The following is a 16,797-nucleotide window of genomic DNA, read 5'->3' on the forward strand; positions in this document are numbered from 1 at the left end:
ATACGTGCACGCATATGACGCTCCCCGCCGCCAGTCCCTCGCCTCGGTCCCCGCACCCGTGCGCCCGGCGCAGGACTCCCGGAGCGGCCACTCGGCCACGCCGATCTACGACGCTCTCTACGCCGAGTACGTCAAGTCCTTCCGTACGCTGCCGGGCGACCGCAGCGGCGAGGAGGACTGGGGCTTCACCGCCTTCGGGAACATCCCGCACAGTACGGGCGCGTACCGTGGCCACAGTCCCGGGTCGTTCAGCGCGTCCCTCGTCCGTCCCGCCGTCGAGCCGCCGCAGTGGCAGCGCGTGGGCCCGGTGGGCCGCGGGACGAACGAGATGCGCCATGTGCCGGCCGGGCTGCCCCCTGCCCCCCGCGGCGGCGTCTGACCGGACATGGCGAAGGGGCGGTCCCGATCACGGGACCGCCCCTTCGCCATGTCCGGCTACTTCTTCCGCCCGCGCTTCTCCCGCACCCGCACCGAGATGTGGATCGGCGTGCCCTCGAAGCCGAACTCCTCGCGCAGCCGGCGCTCGATGAAGCGCCGGTAGCCCGCCTCGATGAAGCCGGAGGCGAACAGCACGAACCGCGGCGGCCTGGTGCCGGCCTGGGTGCCGAACAGGATGCGCGGCTGCTTGCCGCCCCGCACCGGGTGCGGGTGGGCGGCGACCAGCTCGCCGAGGAAGGCGTTCAGGCGGCCCGTCGGAACCCGGGTCTCCCAGCCCTCCAGCGCCGTCTCGATCGCCGGGACCAGCTTCTCCATGTGGCGGCCGGTGCGCGCCGAGACGTTGACCCGCGGCGCCCAGGCGACCTGGCCGAGCTCCGTCTCGATCTCCCGCTCCAGGTAGTAGCGGCGCTCCTCGTCGAGGGTGTCCCACTTGTTGAAGGCGAGGACGAGCGCGCGGCCCGCCTCGACGGCCATGGTGACGATGCGCTGGTCCTGGACCGAGATGGACTCGGCGGCGTCGATGAGGACGACGGCCACCTCCGCCTTCTCGACGGCCGCGGCGGTGCGCAGCGAGGCGTAGTAGTCGGCGCCCTGCTGGAGGTGGACCCGCTTGCGGATGCCCGCCGTGTCGACGAACTTCCAGGTCTTGCCGCCCAGTTCGATCATCTCGTCGACCGGGTCGCGGGTGGTGCCGGCGAGTTCGTTGACGACGACCCGCTCCTCCCCCGCGACCTTGTTCAGCAGCGAGGACTTGCCGACGTTGGGGCGGCCGATCAGGGCGACGCGGCGCGGACCGCCGACGGCCGTGCCGAAGGTCTGGGCGGGCGCCTCGGGCAGCACCTCGAGGACCTGGTCCAGCATGTCGCCGGTGCCGCGGCCGTGCAGCGCGGAGACCGGGTGCGGCTCGCCCAGGCCCAGGGACCACAGGTAGGCCGCGTCGGCCTCGCCGCTCGGGCCGTCCACCTTGTTGGCGCACAGCACGACGGGCTTGCCCGCCTTGCGCAGCAGGCGGACCACGGCCTCGTCGGTGTCGGTGGCGCCCACCTTGGCGTCCACCACGAAGACGACCGCGTCGGCGGCGTCGATGGCGTACTCGGCCTGGGCGGCGACGGAGGCGTCGATGCCGAGGACGTCCTGCTCCCAGCCGCCGGTGTCGACGACCTTGAAGCGGCGGCCCGCCCACTCGGCCTCGTAGGTGACCCGGTCGCGGGTGACGCCCGGCTTGTCCTCGACGACCGCCTCACGGCGGCCGATGATGCGGTTCACCAGGGTCGACTTGCCGACATTGGGGCGGCCGACGACGGCGAGCACCGGAAGCGGACCGTGGCCCGCCGCCTCGATGGCGCCCTCGACGTCCTCGAGGTCGAAGCCCTCCTCCGCGGCGAGCTCCATGAACTCCGCGAACTCGGCATCGCCCAGCGCCCCGTGATCGTGCTCGTGCGCAGCGTCGTGCGCGTCCGAGCCGCCGGGCTCGATGTGGTCGTTCATGAAGTCCGTACCTCGTCGTTCATCGTGGTGATCGGTGGAGCCCCGCGGGGCGGAGATCCACTACTCAAAGTGTCGCTCAGCGGCCGGTGAGACGCCTGGCGTTCTCCAGGTGGGCCGTGAGCTGCTTCTGGATGCGTGCCGTTGCCTCGTCGAGCGCCTTGCGCGTACGTCTCCCGCTGCCGTCGCCCGCGTCGAACGGGTCGCCGAAGACGACATCGACGCGGGAGCGCAGCGGGGGCAGTGCCTTTATCAACCGGCCGGGCCGGTCGGAACTTCCCAGGACGGCGACCGGCACGATCGGCGCCCCGCCGCGCACGGCGAAGTACGCGAGCCCGGCGCGGATCGAGGCGAAGTCGCCCTCGCCGCGGGTGCCCTCGGGGAAGATGCCGAGGACGCCGCCCCGCTCCAGCACGCCCAGCGCACGCGCGATCGCGGTGCGGTCGGTGGAGTGCCGGTCGACCTTCACCTGGCCGATGCCGGTCAGGAACGGGTCGAGCGGGCCGACGAACGCCTCCTTCTTGATCAGGAAGTGCGTCGGCCGGGGCGACACGCCCATGACCATGGGCCCGTCGATGTTGTGCGCGTGGTTGACGGCGAGGATCACCGGGCCGGCCGCGGGGACCCGCCAGGAGCCCAGCACCCGCGGCTTCCACAGCCCGTACATCAGGCCGACGCCGATGCGCCGCCCGACCTCGGCGCCCCGCAGCGAGGGAACGTCGGTCACTTCCCCGCCCGCTTCTCCTCGACGAGGGTGACGACACACTCGACGACCTGCTGCAGGGTCAGGTCGGTGGTGTCCACCTCGACCGCGTCGTCGGCCTTGGCCAGCGGGGAGGTCTTGCGGCTGGAGTCGGCCGCGTCCCGTTTGATCAGGGCCTCGCGGGTGGTGTGCAGGTCGGCGCCCTTGAGCTCGCCGCTGCGGCGGGCGGCGCGGGCCTCCGGGGAGGCGGTGAGGAAGATCTTCAGGTCGGCGTCGGGGAGCACGGTGGTGCCGATGTCGCGGCCCTCGACGACGATGCCGGTGACGGCGGAGGCGGCTATGGCGCGCTGCAGCTCCGTGATCCGGGCGCGCACCTCGGGCACCGCGCTGACCGCGCTGACCTTGGAGGTGACGTCCTGCTCGCGGATCGGACCGGACACGTCCACCCCGTCGACGGTGATCGTCGGCTCCGTGGGGTCGGTGCCGGAGAGGATCTCGGGCTTGGCGGCCGCGGCGGCGATCGCGGACGGGTCCGCCGTGTCGATGCCGTTGTTCACCATCCACCAGGTGATCGCCCGGTACTGGGCGCCGGTGTCCAGGTAGCTCAGGCCGAGCTGCGCCGCCACGGCCTTCGACGTGCTCGACTTGCCCGTGCCGGAGGGACCGTCGATGGCGACGATCACGGGCTTGGCGGCGCCGTTTTCCACGGAGGAACACCTTCCTGGTGCGGTGGGGTGGGGTGTGCGGGGCGCGGACACGCCCCGCACCAGATTACTGGCTCCCCGGAACCCCTCCGACATGCGGACGCCCTCCCCGCCCGCGGGGGCGGGCGGGGAGACGGGGGTCACTGCCGGATCGCCCAGCCCCGCTCCCGCAGCGCGGCCGTGAGAACCGGGGCGGCCTTGGGCTCGACCATGAGCTGGATGAGGCCGGCCTGCTGTCCGGTGGCATGCTCGATGCGGACGTCCTCGATGTTGACCCCGGCGCGCTCGGCGTCGGCGAAGATGCGGGCGAGCTGGCCCGGCTGGTCGTCGATGAGCACGGCGACGGTCTCGTAGACGCGCGGCGCGGAGCCGTGCTTGCCGGGAACGCGGACCTGGCCGGCGTTGCCGCGGCGCAGCACGTCCTCGACGCCGGTGGCGCCCTCGCGGCGCTTGTGCTCGTCGGAGGACTCCAGCGCGCGCAGGGCGCGGACGGTCTCCTCCAGGTCGGCGGCGACATCGGTGAGCAGGTCGGCGACCGGTCCGGGGTTGGCGGAGAGGATGTCGATCCACATCCGCGGGTCGGAGGCGGCGATCCGGGTCACGTCCCGGATGCCCTGGCCGCACAGCCGTACGGCGGCCTCGTCGGCGTGCTCCAGGCGGGCGGCGACCATGCTGGACACCAGGTGCGGCATGTGGGAGACGAGGGCCACGGCGCGGTCGTGGGCGTCGGCGTCCATGACGACCGGCACGGCACGGCAGTGCGACACCAGTTCCAGGGCGAGGTTGAGGACCTCGGTGTCGGTGTCGCGGGTGGGGGTGAGGACCCAGGGGCGGCCCTCGAAGAGGTCGCCGGTGGCGGCCAGCGGGCCGGACTTCTCCCGTCCTGACATGGGGTGGGTGCCGAGGTAGGGGGTGAGGTCGAGTCCGCGCGCCTGGAGCTCGCGGCGCGGTCCGCCCTTGACGCTGGCGACGTCGATGTAGCCGCGGGCGACGCCGCGCCGCATCGCGTCGGCGAGCACGTCGGCCACGTGCGCGGGCGGTGCGGCGACGACGGCGAGGTCCACCGGCCCGTCGGGCGCCTCGTCGGTGCCGGCGCCGAGGGCGGCGGCGGTGCGGGCCTGCTCGGGGTCGTGGTCGGCGAGGTGGACGGCGACGCCCCGCTGGGACAGGGCGAGGGCGGCGGACGTGCCGATCAGTCCGGTGCCGATGACGAGGGCGGTTCTCACTGGGCGATGTCCTTGCGGAGGGCGGCCGCGGCGCCGAGGTAGACGTGGGCGACGTCGGAGCGGGGCCGGTCGGACTCGATGTGCGCGAGGAGGCGGACGACGCGGGGCATGGCGCCCTCGACGTCGAGTTCCTGCGCGCAGATGAGGGGCACGTCGGCGATGCCCAGCTTGCGGGCGGCGGCGGCCGGGAAGTCGCAGTGCAGGTCGGGCGTGGCCGTGAACCAGACGCTGATCAGGTCGTCGGTGTGCAGTCCGTTGCGCTCCAGTACCGCGGTGAGCAGGGCTCCTACCCGCTCCGCCATGTGTCCGGCCTCGTCCCGCTCCAACTGGACGGCCCCCCGGACCGCGCGTACCGCCACGACGATGCTCCTTGCTGACGTGCGTAAAGGCTGTTCGGTCGTCCAGCGTAGTCAGCCGCGGGCCGGACCGGCGCGGGGCGACCGCCCGCTGAGACGGCCGGACGGTGGACGGAAATGCGGTTCGCCGGGCGTGATCCACCGCGTACGCTCCCGGGCATGCGCCCCGAGAGCCTGGTCACGGACCACACGATCTACGCCTGTGTCATGGGCTCCCGTGCCTTCGGTCTGGCCACGGAGGGCAGTGACACCGACCGCCGGGGCGTGTTCCTGGCGCCCACTCCCCTGTTCTGGCGCTTCGAGAAACCGCCGACGCACGTCGAGGGGCCGGCGGTGGAGCAGTTCAGCTGGGAGCTGGAGCGCTTCTGCGCGCTGGCGCTGCGCGGCAACCCGAACGTCCTGGAGTGCCTGCACTCCCCGCTGGTCGAGTACGCCGACGCCACCGGCCGCGAGCTGCTGGCGCTGCGCGACGCGTTCCTCTCCCGCAAGGTCCACGAGACGTTCGTCCGGTACGCCCACGGCCAGCGCCGCAAGCTGGACGCCGACGTCCGCACCCACGGCGCCCCGCGCTGGAAGCACGCCATGCACCTGCTCCGCCTGCTGATGACCGCCCGCGACCTGCTGCGCACGGGCGTCCTCACGGTCGATGTGGGCGACCGCCGCGAGGGCCTGCTCGAGGTGAAGCGCGGCGAGGTGCCGTGGGCCGAGGCGGAGGCCCGCATGAACCGCCTGGCACGGGAGGCCGAGGAGGCGGCGGCGCGCAGCCCGCTCCCGGAGGAGCCCGACCGGCGCCGCGTGGAGGACTTCCTCGTCCGCGCCCGTCGCGCGTCAGCCCTCCAGCCGTACCCGGACGAGAAGGTCGTGCAGGGCGTCGTGTCCCCCGGGCGCGTCGGGCAGACCTGACGCGGCCTGTGCCGCGTCCAGCACCCCGTGCAGCCGCTCCACGTCGTCCCGCACCCGGTCGTGGTCGACGTCGGCGCCCCCGTGCTCCCGCTCCGCCTTGGCGTCGATCAGCTCCGGCAGGTACGCCGGGGCCTCCGGCACCTCCCCGGCCAGCGTGGGCAGATGCGCCCGCACCTCCCCGGCCCGCATCAGGTGGATGCCGGTGAGCAGCACCCGGAAGGTGTACAGCAGCGGTTTCAGCTCGCCGTTCCTCTCGAACAGCCGCCATTGGGTGCCCGCGAACCCCCGGTAGTGGTGGGCGTGGTGGCTGGTGAACACCCCGGGCGCCAGTGCGACCAGTTCCCGGTGGGCCTCGGTGGTGTGCACGACCAGCGGGGAGAGCAGCTGTTCCAGCACGTAGCCGTTGCGCCGCAGCATCAGGCGGACGAACTTGCGCAGGTCGTGGGTGACCAGGTCCATCTCGACGCCGTCGCGCACCCACATCCTGGAGCGGGTCTCGTCCGGTTCGCGCAGTCCGACGAGGGCGGCGGCCGGCAGCAGGTGGGCGCCCCGCAGGTCCACGTCCGAGTCACGGGACGGGAAGCCGTACAGGTGCGCGCCGGAGACCGTGGCGAACAGCACCGGGTCGGGCTGCTGTGCGATCACCGGGCGCAGGTCGAGGTCGAGGGTGTCGGTCATCGCTCAAGCGTCCCAGAGCGTGCCGAGGGTCAGCAGTTCGTCGCGGTACTCGATGCGGGACGCCCAGTCGGCGGGCCAGGCGTCCGCGCCCAGGTAAGCGCCCGCGAAGGCGCCCGCCAGGCAGGCGATGGAGTCGGAGTCGCCGGAGGTGCAGGCGGCGCGGCGCAGGGCCGTCAGGGGCTCGTCGACGAAGAGGAGGAAGCAGAGCAGGCCGGTCGCCAGGGCCTCCTCGGCGACCCAGCCCTCACCGGTGGCCTTGCACGGGTCGGTCTCCGGGGAGACGGTCCGCACGGCCTCCTGGAGGCGGCCCAGGATCTCCAGGCACTCGTCCCAGCCGCGCGCGATGAACTGCTCCGGGGAGGCGTCTCCGGCGCGGGTCCACAGGTCGCCGAGCCAGAACTCGTGGTAGCGGGTGCGGTTCTCGTAGGCGTAGGAGCGGAGCAGCCCGATCAGGCCGGTCGGTTCGGCGCCCTCGGCGAGCAGCCGTACGGCGTGCGCGGTGAGGTCGGAGGCGGCGAGCGCGGTGGGGTGGCCGTGGGTGAGGGCGGACTGCAGCTGGGCGGCCCCGGCGCGCTGTTCGTCGGTGAGGCCGGGGGCCAGGCCGACGGGGGCGACGCGCATGTTGGCGCCGCAGCCCTTGGAGTGGATCTGGCTGGCGTCCTGCCAGGGCCGGTCGTCGCGGGACAGCAGGTGACAGGCGCGCAGGCAGGTGTTGCCGGGGGCACGGTTGTTCTCCGGGGAGCGCCACCACTCCACGAACTCCTCGCGCACCGGGCGCTCCAGGCGCTTCGGGCCGAGCGTCCCCCGGTCCATGGCGGTGCGCAGGCCCCGCCCGAGGGCGAGCGTCATCTGCGTGTCGTCGGTGACGATCGCCGGCTTCGGCAGGTCCAGGGAACGCCAGTCGCCGTACATGGCGAGGATCGAGGGGACGTCCTTGAACTCGGTGGGGAAGCCCAGCGCGTCCCCGAGGGCGAGTCCGGTGAGCGCTCCGGTCGCGGCGCGCTTGGTGACGGCGGTCGTGGTCATGCGGGACGTCCTTCCGGGGTCGGCCGGAGCAGCGGCGGGTGGAGGGCGGCGGCGGTGCCCGCGCGGTACAGCGCGGCGGGCTTGCCCCGGCCGCCGGTGAGGCGCGCGGCGCCGGGGACGGCTTCGACGAAACCGGGGGTGGCGAGGACCTTGCGCCGGAAGTTGGGGCGGTCCAGGGCCGTGCCCCAGACGGTCTCGTAGACCTGCTGGAGCTCTCCGAGGGTGAACTCCGGCGGGCAGAAGGCGGTGGCGAGGCCGGTGTACTCGAGCTTGGCGCCGATCCGGTCCCGCGCGTCGGCGAGGATCCGGTCGTGGTCGAAGGCGAGATCCCGCGCCGCCTCGTACGGGGTCCAGCGGGCCTGGGCCGCGTCGCCGCCGCCGTGCGCCTCGGGGGCGTCGGGCAGCAGCGCGGCGAAGGCGACGGACACCACGCGCATCCGGGGGTCCCGGTCCGGCTCGCTGTAGGTGCGCAGCTGCTCCAGGTGCAGCCCGGTGACGTCCGTGAGACCGGTCTCCTCGCCCAGTTCGCGCCGGGCGGCGCGCTCCGCGGACTCGTCGGGCCGCAGGAAGCCCCCGGGCAGCGCCCAGCGGCCGGCATACGGCTCCTGGCCGCGTTCGACGAGCAGGACGTGCAGCGTGCCCTCGCGGATGGTGAACACGGCGAGGTCGACGGTCACGGCGAAGGGTTCGAAGGCGTGCTTGTCGTAGCCGTCCAGCACGACGTCCACCCCCTTTAATAGTCAGTACGACTATTAAAGGGGGTGGACGCGTGGGAGCACAAGCCCCTAGAGGTCGACCTCCTTCATCAGCATGCCGACCTCGGTGTTCGACAGCCGCCGCAGCCAGCCCGACTTCTGGTCGCCCAGGGTGATCGGCCCGAAGGCGGTGCGCACCAGCTTGTCGACCGGGAAACCGGCCTCCGCGAGCATGCGGCGCACGATGTGCTTGCGGCCCTCGTGCAGGGTCACCTCGACGAGGTAGTTCTTGCCGGTCTGCTCCACCACCCGGAAGTGGTCGGCGCGGGCGTACCCGTCCTCGAGCTGGATGCCGTCCTTGAGCCGCTTGCCCAGGTCGCGCGGGATCGGCCCGACGATGTGCGCCAGGTAGGTCTTCTTCACCCCGTACTTGGGGTGGGTCAGCCGGTGCGCCAGCTCGCCGTGGTTGGTGAGCAGGATGACGCCCTCGGTCTCGGTGTCGAGCCGGCCGACGTGGAAGAGCCGGGTCTCGCGGTTGGTGACGTAGTCACCGAGGCACTGGCGGCCCTCCGGGTCCTCCATGGTGGAGACCACCCCGGCGGGCTTGTTCAGCGAGAAGAACTGGTACGACTGCGTGGCCACGGTCAGGCCGTCGACCTTGACCTCGTCCTTCTCCGGGTCGACCCGCTTGCCCTGCTCCAGCACGATCTCGCCGTTGACCTCGACCCGTGCCTGCTCGATCAGCTCCTCGCAGGCGCGCCGGGAACCGTAGCCGGCCCGGGCGAGCACCTTCTGCAGCCGCTCGCCCTCCTGCTCGGCGCCCGGGAAGGTCTTGGGCAGCTTGACGTCCTTCCTGCCCGCGTACCGCTCCCGGTTGCGCTCCTCGGCCCGCGCCTCGTACTCGCGGGACGTCGCCGGGACCGAGCGGCCCCGCTGCAAGGGCTTCTTCGGCCCGCCCTTGGCGCCTCCGCGCGCCCCGGGCCCACGGCCCGACTTGGGTCCCTCCTGGGAGGCGCCGGGGCCCACGTCGTAGCGCCGCTCCTCCGGGCGCGGCCTCTTCGGACGACCGCCCTGCCGGTCGTCGCGGTTGTTGCCGGCGCCGCGGTGATCACCACGGCCACCGCCGCTCCCGCCGCGGCCGCCGCTGTTGCCACCACGGCTCCCGCCGTTGTTTCCGCTGCTGTTCCTGCCGCTGCTGCTTCGCATCAAAGTTCCGTCTTGTCGTCTGCGTCCTCGGAATCCGGGGCGTCCGGATCGAACGACGGGACCCCTTCCAGTGTCTCGGCCTCGATCGCCTCCGCCTCCGGGAGGAAGGGCGCGAGCTCCGGGAGCTCGTCCAGACCGCGCAGGCCCATCCGCTCCAGGAAGTAGTTCGTCGTCGTGTACAGGATCGCACCTGTTTCGGGTTCCGTGCCCGCCTCCTCGATCAGACCCCGCTGGAGGAGGGTGCGCATCACGCCGTCGCAGTTGACTCCGCGCACGGCGGAGACGCGGCTGCGGCTGACCGGCTGCCGGTAGGCGACGACCGCGAGGGTCTCCAGCGCGGCCTGGGTGAGGCGGGCCTGCTGGCCGTCCAGGACGAAGCGCTCGACGGCCGCGGCGTACTCGGGGCGGGTGTAGAAGCGCCAGCCGCCCGCGACCCGGCGCAGCTCGAAGCCGCGGCGCTGGACGGTGTACTCGTCGGCCAGCTCGGCCAGCGCGTCGGCGACCTGGCGGCGCGGGCGGTCCAGGATCTTCGCCAGGTGCTCCTCGGTCGCGGGCTCGTCCACGACCATCAGCACGGCCTCCAGGGCCGGCTTCAGGTCGAGTTCCGCGACCCCGCCGGTGTCCTCGCTCACGGTGTCCTCTCCTCCTGGGGCAGCTCGGGCGGCCGGTCGAACTCGTCGGTGACCGCGGGTACGGCGTCCCCGTCGCCGCCCGTCCAGCGCACGGTCAGCTCGCCCAGCGCGGTCTCCTGCTCGAGGGCGACGGCCTTCTCCCGGTACAGCTCCAGCAGGGCGAGGAAGCGGGCGATGACGGTCAGGGTGTCGTCGGTGTCCTCGACGAGCGCCCGGAAGCCGGCCTCGCCCAGCTCCTTGAGCCGCGCGACGACGATCCCGGCCTGCTCCTGCACGCTGACCAGCGGCGCGTGGATGTGGTCGACGTACACCTGCGGCTTGGGCTTCGGCTGCATCGCCTTGACCGCCAGCCTGGCGAACCCCTCGGGGCCGATGCTGATGACCACGTCGGGCAGCAGCTCCGCGTGGTGCGGTTCCAGCCCGACGGTACGGGGGAAACGGCGGGCCTCGTCGTCCAGCCTGCGGCTGAAGATGTCGGCGATCTGCTTGTACGCGCGGTACTGCAGCAGCCGCGCGAACAGCAGGTCGCGTGCCTCCAGCAGGGCGAGGTCGGCCTCGTCCTCCACCTCGGCGGCGGGCAGCAGCCGGGCCGCCTTCAGGTCCAGCAGGGTGGCCGCGACGACCAGGAACTCGGTCGTCTCGTCCAGGTCCCAGTCCGGCCCCATGGCCCGGATGTACGCCATGAACTCGTCCGTCACCTTGGACAGCGCGACCTCGGTGACGTCCAGCTTGTGCTTGGCGATCAACTGCAGCAGCAGATCGAACGGCCCCTCGAAGTTCGCCAGCCGGACCTTGAACCGCCCGTCCCCGGCGTCCTCCTCGACCTCGGCCGCGACGGCGGATCCGGCCGCCGGGGCCGTCGGTGCGGGAGGCGGCGCGACCACCGCGCCCGACTCGGCACCCGGCCCGGCCCGCGCGGCGTCCGGCTCCGCGGCCGACGCCGCCCCCCGTGCCGCGCCGCCAGGCGCCGTGCCCGCGTCGGCGGACGCCTCCGGCGCCTGGGCGGACGGCGCGACGGGAGGCGTGGCCTCCGCTGGGGCGTCCTGGGCAGCCGCCTCCCCGGTGAGGGGGGTCGCCGTGTCCCGCGGGGTGGCCGGGCCGCGGCCCAGGGGGCGGCGGCGAGGCGCGGGGGCGGCTGGGTCGTTCGAGGTCATGGCCCCCGCAGGCTACCGCTACCGTCCCCGCAGGCGTCGTACGAGGATGCTGGCGTCCCCCCGGCTCTCCAGGTCCGCGAGGACCACGGCGACCGCCTCGCGGACGATGCGGCCGCGGTCGACGGCGAGCCCGTGCTCGCCGCGCAGCACGAGGCGGGCGTGCTCGAGGTCCATCAGCTCCTCCGCGGACACGTACACGGTGATCTTCTCGTCGTGCCGCTCGCGTCCGCTGGGCCGCCGTGCCGCGGTCCGTCCCCGCTTGCGCGGGGGTGTGGCGGCCGTGCCGTCGGCGGCCGCCGCCGCACGCCGTCCGGCGCCCGCGGCGCCCCGGCTGCGGGACTCCGCGGCCTCGGCGGGCTCCACGTCCGCCGCGGCGTGCTCCGCGCCCTCGCCGTCGCCGCCCTGCACGGGCACCGACTGCGGCGCGTCCTCGTGGGCGGCCGCGGCCGCGTCCCCCTCCCCCGCGGGAGCGGGGACCCGGGCGTCGCCGGCGGCGCGCCTGGGGGTGGACGCCTGCAGCGCCATCCCCCCTGTCGTACGGAAGAGTTCGTCGGCCCCCGGCAGACTCACTCGGCGTGACACCGGGCGAGCACCTCCCTGGCGAGCTGACGGTAGGCGGCGGCGCCGACGGAGTTGGACGCGTACGTGGTGATCGGCTCACCGGCGACCGTGGTCTCCGGGAAGCGGACCGTGCGTCCGATGACCGTGTGGTAGACGTGGTCGTCGAACGCCTCGACCACCCGCGCGAGCACCTCACGGCTGTGCACCGTGCGCGAGTCGTACATGGTGGCGAGGATCCCGTCGAGCTCCAGCTCCGGGTTGAGCCGCTCCTGGACCTTCTCGATGGTCTCGGTCAGCAGGGCCACACCGCGCAGCGCGAAGAACTCGCACTCCAGCGGCACGATCACCTTGTGCGCCGCGGTGAGCGCGTTGACCGTGAGCAGACCGAGCGAGGGCTGGCAGTCGATGACGATGTAGTCGTAGTCGTCCATCAGCGGCTTCAGCGCCCGCTGCAGCGTCGACTCGCGCGCGACCTCGCTCACCAGCTGGACCTCGGCCGCCGACAGGTCGATGTTGCTGGGCAGCAGGTCCATGTTGGGGACCGCGGTCTTCAGCAGCACCTCGTCGGCCGCCATGCCCCGCTCCATGAGCAGGTTGTAGACGGTGAGGTCGAGCTCCATCGGGTTGACGCCGAGTCCGACCGACAGCGCGCCCTGCGGGTCGAAGTCGACGAGCAGCACCCGGCGTCCGTACTCCGCGAGCGCGGCGCCCAGGTTGATGGTCGACGTGGTCTTGCCGACGCCGCCCTTCTGGTTGCACATCGCGATGATCTTCGCGGGTCCGTGGTCGGTCAGCGGGCCCGGGATCGGGAAGTACGGCAGCGGGCGCCCGGTCGGGCCGATGCGCTCACGGCGCTGGCGTGCCGCGTCGGGCGCGAGCGTGGCCGCGTACTCCGGATCGGGCTCGTACTCGGCGTCGGGGTCGTAGAAGTGCCCCTCGGGCAGTTCGTCGTAGTCGGCGAAATGGTTGTGGGGCGCGCCACTTCCGTCGCCGGCCATGGCGTTCACGTGATGGCCATCCATGCTCTGGTGTGCTGGGTGAGTCACTCCTGGAGTTGCGTGACTCTGGTGGGCTGCGAAGGTGCGCACAGCGACGGAGCCGACAGCAGCGAATCCCGCGGACCCCTGGCCCGGCGCAGGCATTCCTGGTTGACCACCCCCGGGAGTAAATGTCGACTCATTCACAAGTCGTCTTACCTCCTTGGTGACCAGGAAACTTCTAGACAGGTCAGCGTGGCACCATGCCGACGGTTGGCGACTCTATGGCGTGTCGGCCGTCCGCAGCAACACAATCCGCCGGACCCGGCACGATGTGTCGGTAATGAAACACCCCTCTGTCAAGGGCGTACGGCCGTCGCACGGCAGGTTTCACGGGTGTACGAATCGGTAGAACGGTTACGTTCGAGGCGAGTTGCCCCTGAACCAGGACGTGACCATACACACATCCGGCCGGACCTTGGCGGGCAAGGTCCGGCCTGGTGCGAGGCGTTGACGTCCTGTGTTGACGTATCGCCTTTGCGAGTCGGTGACTTGGTCGACTTGACGCCGTGCGCGGGTCAGCCGAGCAGCGAGGCGAGCTCCACGTGCTCCAGCCCGTGCGCCTCGGCGACCTCCTTGTAAACGACCTTGCCGTCATGGGTGTTGAGACCCTTGGCGAGCGCCGGGTCGCGGCGCAGCGCCTCCACCCAGCCACGGTTGGCGAGTTCGACGATGTACGGCAGCGTGGCGTTGGTGAGCGCGTAGGTCGAGGTGTTGGGCACCGCGCCGGGCATGTTGGCGACGCAGTAGAAGACCGACTCGTGGACCGTGAAGGTCGGCTCGGCGTGCGTGGTCGGACGGGAGTCCTCGAAGCAGCCGCCCTGGTCGATCGCGATGTCGACAAGGACACTTCCGGCCTTCATCCGGGAGACCAGCTCGTTGGTGACCAGCTTGGGCGCCTTGGCGCCCGGCACCAGCACGGCGCCGATCACGAGGTCGGCCTCCAGGCAGGCCTTCTCCAGCTCGAAGGCGTTGGAGACGACGGTCTGGATGCGCGTGCCGAAGACCTTGTCGGCCTCCTTGAGCTTGTTGATGTCCTTGTCGAGCAGGGTCACGTGGAAGCCCATGCCGATGGCGATCTGCGCGGCGTTCCAGCCGGAGACGCCGGCGCCGATGACGACCGCACGGCCGGCCAGCACGCCGGGGACGCCGCCGGGCAGCACGCCGCGGCCGCCGTGGGCGCGCATCAGGTGGTAGGCGCCGACCTGGGTGGAGAGCCGGCCCGCGACCTCGGACATCGGGGCGAGCAGCGGCAGCGCGCGGTTGGGCAGCTCGACGGTCTCGTAGGCGATGGCGGTGGTGCCGGACTCCAGCAGGGCGTCCGTGCACTCCTTGGACGCGGCCAGGTGCAGGTAGGTGAAGAGCGTCTGGTCCTTGCGCAGGCGGTGGTACTCCTCCGCGACCGGCTCCTTGACCTTGAGCAGCAGGTCGGCGGCGGCCCAGACCTCGTCGGCGGTGTCCAGGATCTGGCCGCCCGCGGCGACGTACTCGCCGTCCGGGATCGAGGAGCCGACACCGGCGCCGCGCTCGATGACGACCTGGTGGCCGTGGCGCACGAGCTCGTGCACGCCGGCGGGGGTGATGGCCACCCGGAACTCGTTGTTCTTGACCTCGCGGGGGATGCCGACCTTCACGTGGATCACGGTCCTTGGCTCAGAGGGTATGGGGATATCACTACACATACCCGGGCACGCACGGGCACACCGGGAGAGACCGCAGGAGATGGTGCGGCAGAGCCAGTTTAATGAAGGTGTTCCCGCTGTCTAGCCTTCCATTGCATCAATCTTCTGCGGGAGTGCTACGGATTTCGCAGGCGTTAGCGTCATGTTCCGGCTCGGAGTCGCCCTCGGGGGCCTCCTCGGCCAGCATGCTCTCGGCCGTGCTCCGGTGCAGCGCGGCCGACGCGGGGTCGCCGAGACGCGCGTAGGAGTCGGCCAGCCGCAGGTGCAGCGCGGCCTGCAGCCGGGTGTCCTCGGCTCGCCGCGCCCACTCCACGGCCTCCCGGCAGGTGCGCAGCGACTCCTCCAGCCGCCCCGCGTACTCCTGCACCCGGCCCAGTTCGCTCAGCGCCCGCGCCTGGGCGGACACGTCCCCGTCCCTGCGGTGCCCGGCGACGGCCGCGCGCCAGTCGCGCATCGCCTCGCCGTAGCGGCCCGCGTAGGTGTGGGCGGCGCCGATGCGGCCGTAGAGCCGGGCGGCCTCGGGACGCTCGTCGCGGGCGAGGCGCTCGGCGAGGGCGCGGCCGAACCAGTCCGCCGCCCGGTCGTAGTCCCCGAGCTCCAGGTGCGCGCCGCCTACGGATTCCATCGCGCGCCCGGTGGCGTACGGGTCGTTCGCCTCCCGTCCGGCGTCCAGCGCGGCCCGGTAGCGCGCCAGCGCCTCCGTGGTGCGGCCGGTGCGGGCGTCGAGGTCGCCGAGGTTGAGCAGGGCGGCGGCCCGTTCGCGGGGCAGGTCGCGGCGCTCGGCGACGTCGAGGACGAGGTTGTGGATGTCGTAGAGGTCGCTCGCGGCGGCGCGGGTGCCGATGTGGGCGACCAGGGCCCGCACCAGCTGGGACATCAGCCGCCGGGCCAGGGTGTCCAGCTCCCCGTCGGCGACCGCGAGCCGGGCGGCAGCCAGCAGGGCGGGCCGGCGCAGGCGCAGCCAGTCGGCGGCGGCGCGGGGCGTGGGGAAGCGCAGGGGGCGCGGCAGGGCGAGGAGCTTCTGGCGGGCCTCGGGGCTGTCGGTCTCGGTGACGGCGCGGCAGGACTGGAGCAGCCGCACGGTGCGCTCCAGCATGCGGGCGCGGGCGAGCTGGAGCTCGGCGGGCCGCTCGTGGTCCTCGGCGAGCCGGCGCAGCTCGCGGTGCAGACAGCCGAGCACCCGGTACTGCGGCAGGGAGGAGCCGACCGAGTGGAGCAGGCCGTGGGCGGCGAAGTCGTCGAGGGTGGTGTGCGCGGCCTCCACCGAGCAGCCGGTGAGCGCGGCGGCGGTGTGCGGGTCGGCCAGTCCGGCCGGGGCGAGGGCCAGCAGGCGCAGGGTGCGGGCGGCGGTCTGCGGCAGCGCGTCGTGCACCAGCCGCAGCAGCCGGGCGATGACCGGTCCGGCGCCGGGGTCGGTGTGCAGCTGCTTGGCGAGGTCGGCGACGGCGGCCTTGGGGCGTGCGGCGAGCCAGCCGCCGGCCAGCACCAGCGCGGCGGGCTGGCCCTGGCACTGTTCGGCGAGGCGTTCGGCGGCCCGCGGGTCGACGGTGATGCGCACCGAGCCGGTGAACCGGGACAGCAGTTCCACCCCGGACTTGGTGTCGAGGCCGCCGAGGGTGCAGGGGCGGACGTCGGCGATGCCGGTGAGCGGGCCGGAGGAGACCGCGACGGCCAGGCAGTCGGGGTTGTCCGGGAGCAGGGCGTCGACCTGCTCGGCGTCGGCGGCGTCGTCGAGCAGGAGCACCGCGCGGCGCTCGGCGAGGGCGGTGCGCAGCGCCTCGCCGAGCTGGTCCTCGGGGGCGCCGGCGGGGGTGGGCTCGCCGAGCGCGTCGAGCAGGTCGCGGGCGGCGCGCCCCACGGGCACGGGGGTGCCGTCGGGCTCGCTCAGCCGGGTGCGGAGGACCCCGTCGGGGTACGCGGCGGCGACCTGGCGGACGAGTTCCTCGGCGAGCGCCGAGCGGCCGGATCCGGGCCGTCCCGCGATGAGCAGGACGCGTGCGCGGGGGGCCTTGCGGCCGGAGAGGGTGTCGAGCCCGGCGCGCTCGATGTCGGCGCGCAGTTCCTTCAACTCCCTGGTACGGCCCAGGAATCGACCTTCCGGATGGGCGTCCCGAGGGAACCGCACACCGTTCGGGTCCACCGCCTGATCCGTCACGGGCCACACTCCCGTCCCACCGCACGCGCAAGCCCGCCGGGTCTCCGGTACGGGCGTTTTCCGCAGCCTAGTTCACGCTCTGCGACGTTCCGTGAGGAGCGCGGCGCGGTGGGCGAGACTCCCCCGATCGGATCAACAGATCGTAGGATTCACTCT

The 16,797-nt window shown here is 72.9% G+C and carries 17 protein-coding genes; 2 read left to right on the forward strand and 15 right to left on the reverse strand.

Annotation, left to right across the window (positions count from 1 at the left end; all coding sequences use genetic code 11):
- Nucleotides 1-4 precede the first annotated feature (4 nt).
- Nucleotides 5-379, forward strand: a complete 375-nt coding sequence (locus tag ACP7TJ_RS06415) for a hypothetical protein (protein ID WP_427762415.1) — start codon at nucleotides 5-7, stop codon at nucleotides 377-379.
- Nucleotides 380-435: 56 nt separating this feature from the next.
- Here the strand turns inward: ACP7TJ_RS06415 and der are convergent, their stop codons facing one another.
- The 5 genes from der to aroH all read right to left on the reverse strand — a co-directional run bounded on the left by der (nucleotide 436) and on the right by aroH (nucleotide 4,915).
- Complete coding sequence (der, locus tag ACP7TJ_RS06420; protein WP_093765015.1) at nucleotides 436-1,926, reverse strand: ribosome biogenesis GTPase Der; 1,491 nt, start codon at nucleotides 1,924-1,926, stop codon at nucleotides 436-438.
- Nucleotides 1,927-2,002: 76 nt separating this feature from the next.
- Entirely contained in the window at nucleotides 2,003-2,650 is a 648-nt protein-coding gene (locus ACP7TJ_RS06425; RefSeq protein ID WP_093765016.1) for a lysophospholipid acyltransferase family protein, read from the reverse strand.
- Nucleotides 2,647-3,333, reverse strand: coding sequence for a (d)CMP kinase (gene cmk, locus ACP7TJ_RS06430; RefSeq protein WP_093765017.1), 687 nt, complete (start codon nucleotides 3,331-3,333; stop codon nucleotides 2,647-2,649). The genes ACP7TJ_RS06425 and cmk overlap by 4 nt, the downstream gene beginning before the upstream one ends.
- Before the next feature lie 137 nt (nucleotides 3,334-3,470).
- Nucleotides 3,471-4,556: a prephenate dehydrogenase gene (locus tag ACP7TJ_RS06435; protein ID WP_093765018.1), complete on the reverse strand. Its 1,086-nt coding sequence runs from the start codon at nucleotides 4,554-4,556 to the stop codon at nucleotides 3,471-3,473.
- Nucleotides 4,553-4,915 carry a chorismate mutase gene (aroH, locus tag ACP7TJ_RS06440; RefSeq protein WP_093765019.1) on the reverse strand — a complete coding sequence of 121 codons (363 nt, stop codon included), beginning with the start codon at nucleotides 4,913-4,915 and terminating at the stop codon, nucleotides 4,553-4,555. The genes ACP7TJ_RS06435 and aroH overlap by 4 nt, the downstream gene beginning before the upstream one ends.
- A 156-nt stretch (nucleotides 4,916-5,071) precedes the next feature.
- Here aroH and ACP7TJ_RS06445 point away from each other — a divergent pair, with 156 nt between their 5' ends.
- Nucleotides 5,072-5,815: a nucleotidyltransferase domain-containing protein gene (locus ACP7TJ_RS06445; protein ID WP_385998007.1), complete on the forward strand. Its 744-nt coding sequence runs from the start codon at nucleotides 5,072-5,074 to the stop codon at nucleotides 5,813-5,815.
- Here ACP7TJ_RS06445 and ACP7TJ_RS06450 read toward each other — a convergent pair.
- The 10 genes from ACP7TJ_RS06450 to ACP7TJ_RS06495 form a co-directional block, all read right to left on the reverse strand.
- Complete coding sequence (locus tag ACP7TJ_RS06450; protein WP_367547747.1) at nucleotides 5,741-6,493, reverse strand: nucleotidyltransferase domain-containing protein; 753 nt, start codon at nucleotides 6,491-6,493, stop codon at nucleotides 5,741-5,743. The two genes, ACP7TJ_RS06445 and ACP7TJ_RS06450, sit on opposite strands and share 75 nt — an antisense overlap.
- Before the next feature lie 3 nt (nucleotides 6,494-6,496).
- Complete coding sequence (locus ACP7TJ_RS06455; RefSeq protein WP_427762419.1) at nucleotides 6,497-7,519, reverse strand: ADP-ribosylglycohydrolase family protein; 1,023 nt, start codon at nucleotides 7,517-7,519, stop codon at nucleotides 6,497-6,499.
- Nucleotides 7,516-8,235, reverse strand: coding sequence for an NUDIX hydrolase (locus ACP7TJ_RS06460; protein ID WP_093765046.1), 720 nt, complete (start codon nucleotides 8,233-8,235; stop codon nucleotides 7,516-7,518). Before ACP7TJ_RS06460 ends, ACP7TJ_RS06455 begins: the two co-directional genes overlap by 4 nt.
- Before the next feature lie 69 nt (nucleotides 8,236-8,304).
- On the reverse strand, nucleotides 8,305-9,420 hold the full coding sequence (locus ACP7TJ_RS06465; RefSeq protein WP_093765022.1) for a pseudouridine synthase: 1,116 nt from the start codon (nucleotides 9,418-9,420) through the stop codon (nucleotides 8,305-8,307).
- On the reverse strand, nucleotides 9,420-9,989 hold the full coding sequence (gene scpB / locus ACP7TJ_RS06470; protein WP_228920843.1) for an SMC-Scp complex subunit ScpB: 570 nt from the start codon (nucleotides 9,987-9,989) through the stop codon (nucleotides 9,420-9,422). The genes ACP7TJ_RS06465 and scpB overlap by 1 nt, the downstream gene beginning before the upstream one ends.
- Nucleotides 9,990-10,048: 59 nt before the next feature.
- Nucleotides 10,049-11,206, reverse strand: coding sequence for a segregation and condensation protein A (locus tag ACP7TJ_RS06475; RefSeq protein WP_427762420.1), 1,158 nt, complete (start codon nucleotides 11,204-11,206; stop codon nucleotides 10,049-10,051).
- An 18-nt stretch (nucleotides 11,207-11,224) separates the two neighbouring features.
- Nucleotides 11,225-11,731 (reverse strand): hypothetical protein, encoded by a 507-nt coding sequence (locus tag ACP7TJ_RS06480; RefSeq protein WP_266545142.1) that lies wholly within the window; start codon nucleotides 11,729-11,731, stop codon nucleotides 11,225-11,227.
- A 41-nt stretch (nucleotides 11,732-11,772) separates the two neighbouring features.
- Nucleotides 11,773-12,909, reverse strand: coding sequence for a ParA family protein (locus ACP7TJ_RS06485; RefSeq protein WP_078492773.1), 1,137 nt, complete (start codon nucleotides 12,907-12,909; stop codon nucleotides 11,773-11,775).
- 413 nt (nucleotides 12,910-13,322) lie between these two features.
- Complete coding sequence (ald, locus tag ACP7TJ_RS06490; protein WP_093765026.1) at nucleotides 13,323-14,447, reverse strand: alanine dehydrogenase; 1,125 nt, start codon at nucleotides 14,445-14,447, stop codon at nucleotides 13,323-13,325.
- 136 nt (nucleotides 14,448-14,583) lie between these two features.
- Nucleotides 14,584-16,641, reverse strand: a complete 2,058-nt coding sequence (locus tag ACP7TJ_RS06495) for a tetratricopeptide repeat protein (protein WP_427762424.1) — start codon at nucleotides 16,639-16,641, stop codon at nucleotides 14,584-14,586.
- Between the last annotated feature and the right edge of the window lie 156 nt (nucleotides 16,642-16,797).

The sequence above is a fragment of the Streptomyces sp. DSM 41931 genome, assembly GCF_050271085.1.
Lineage (GTDB): Bacteria > Actinomycetota > Actinomycetes > Streptomycetales > Streptomycetaceae > Streptomyces > Streptomyces albogriseolus.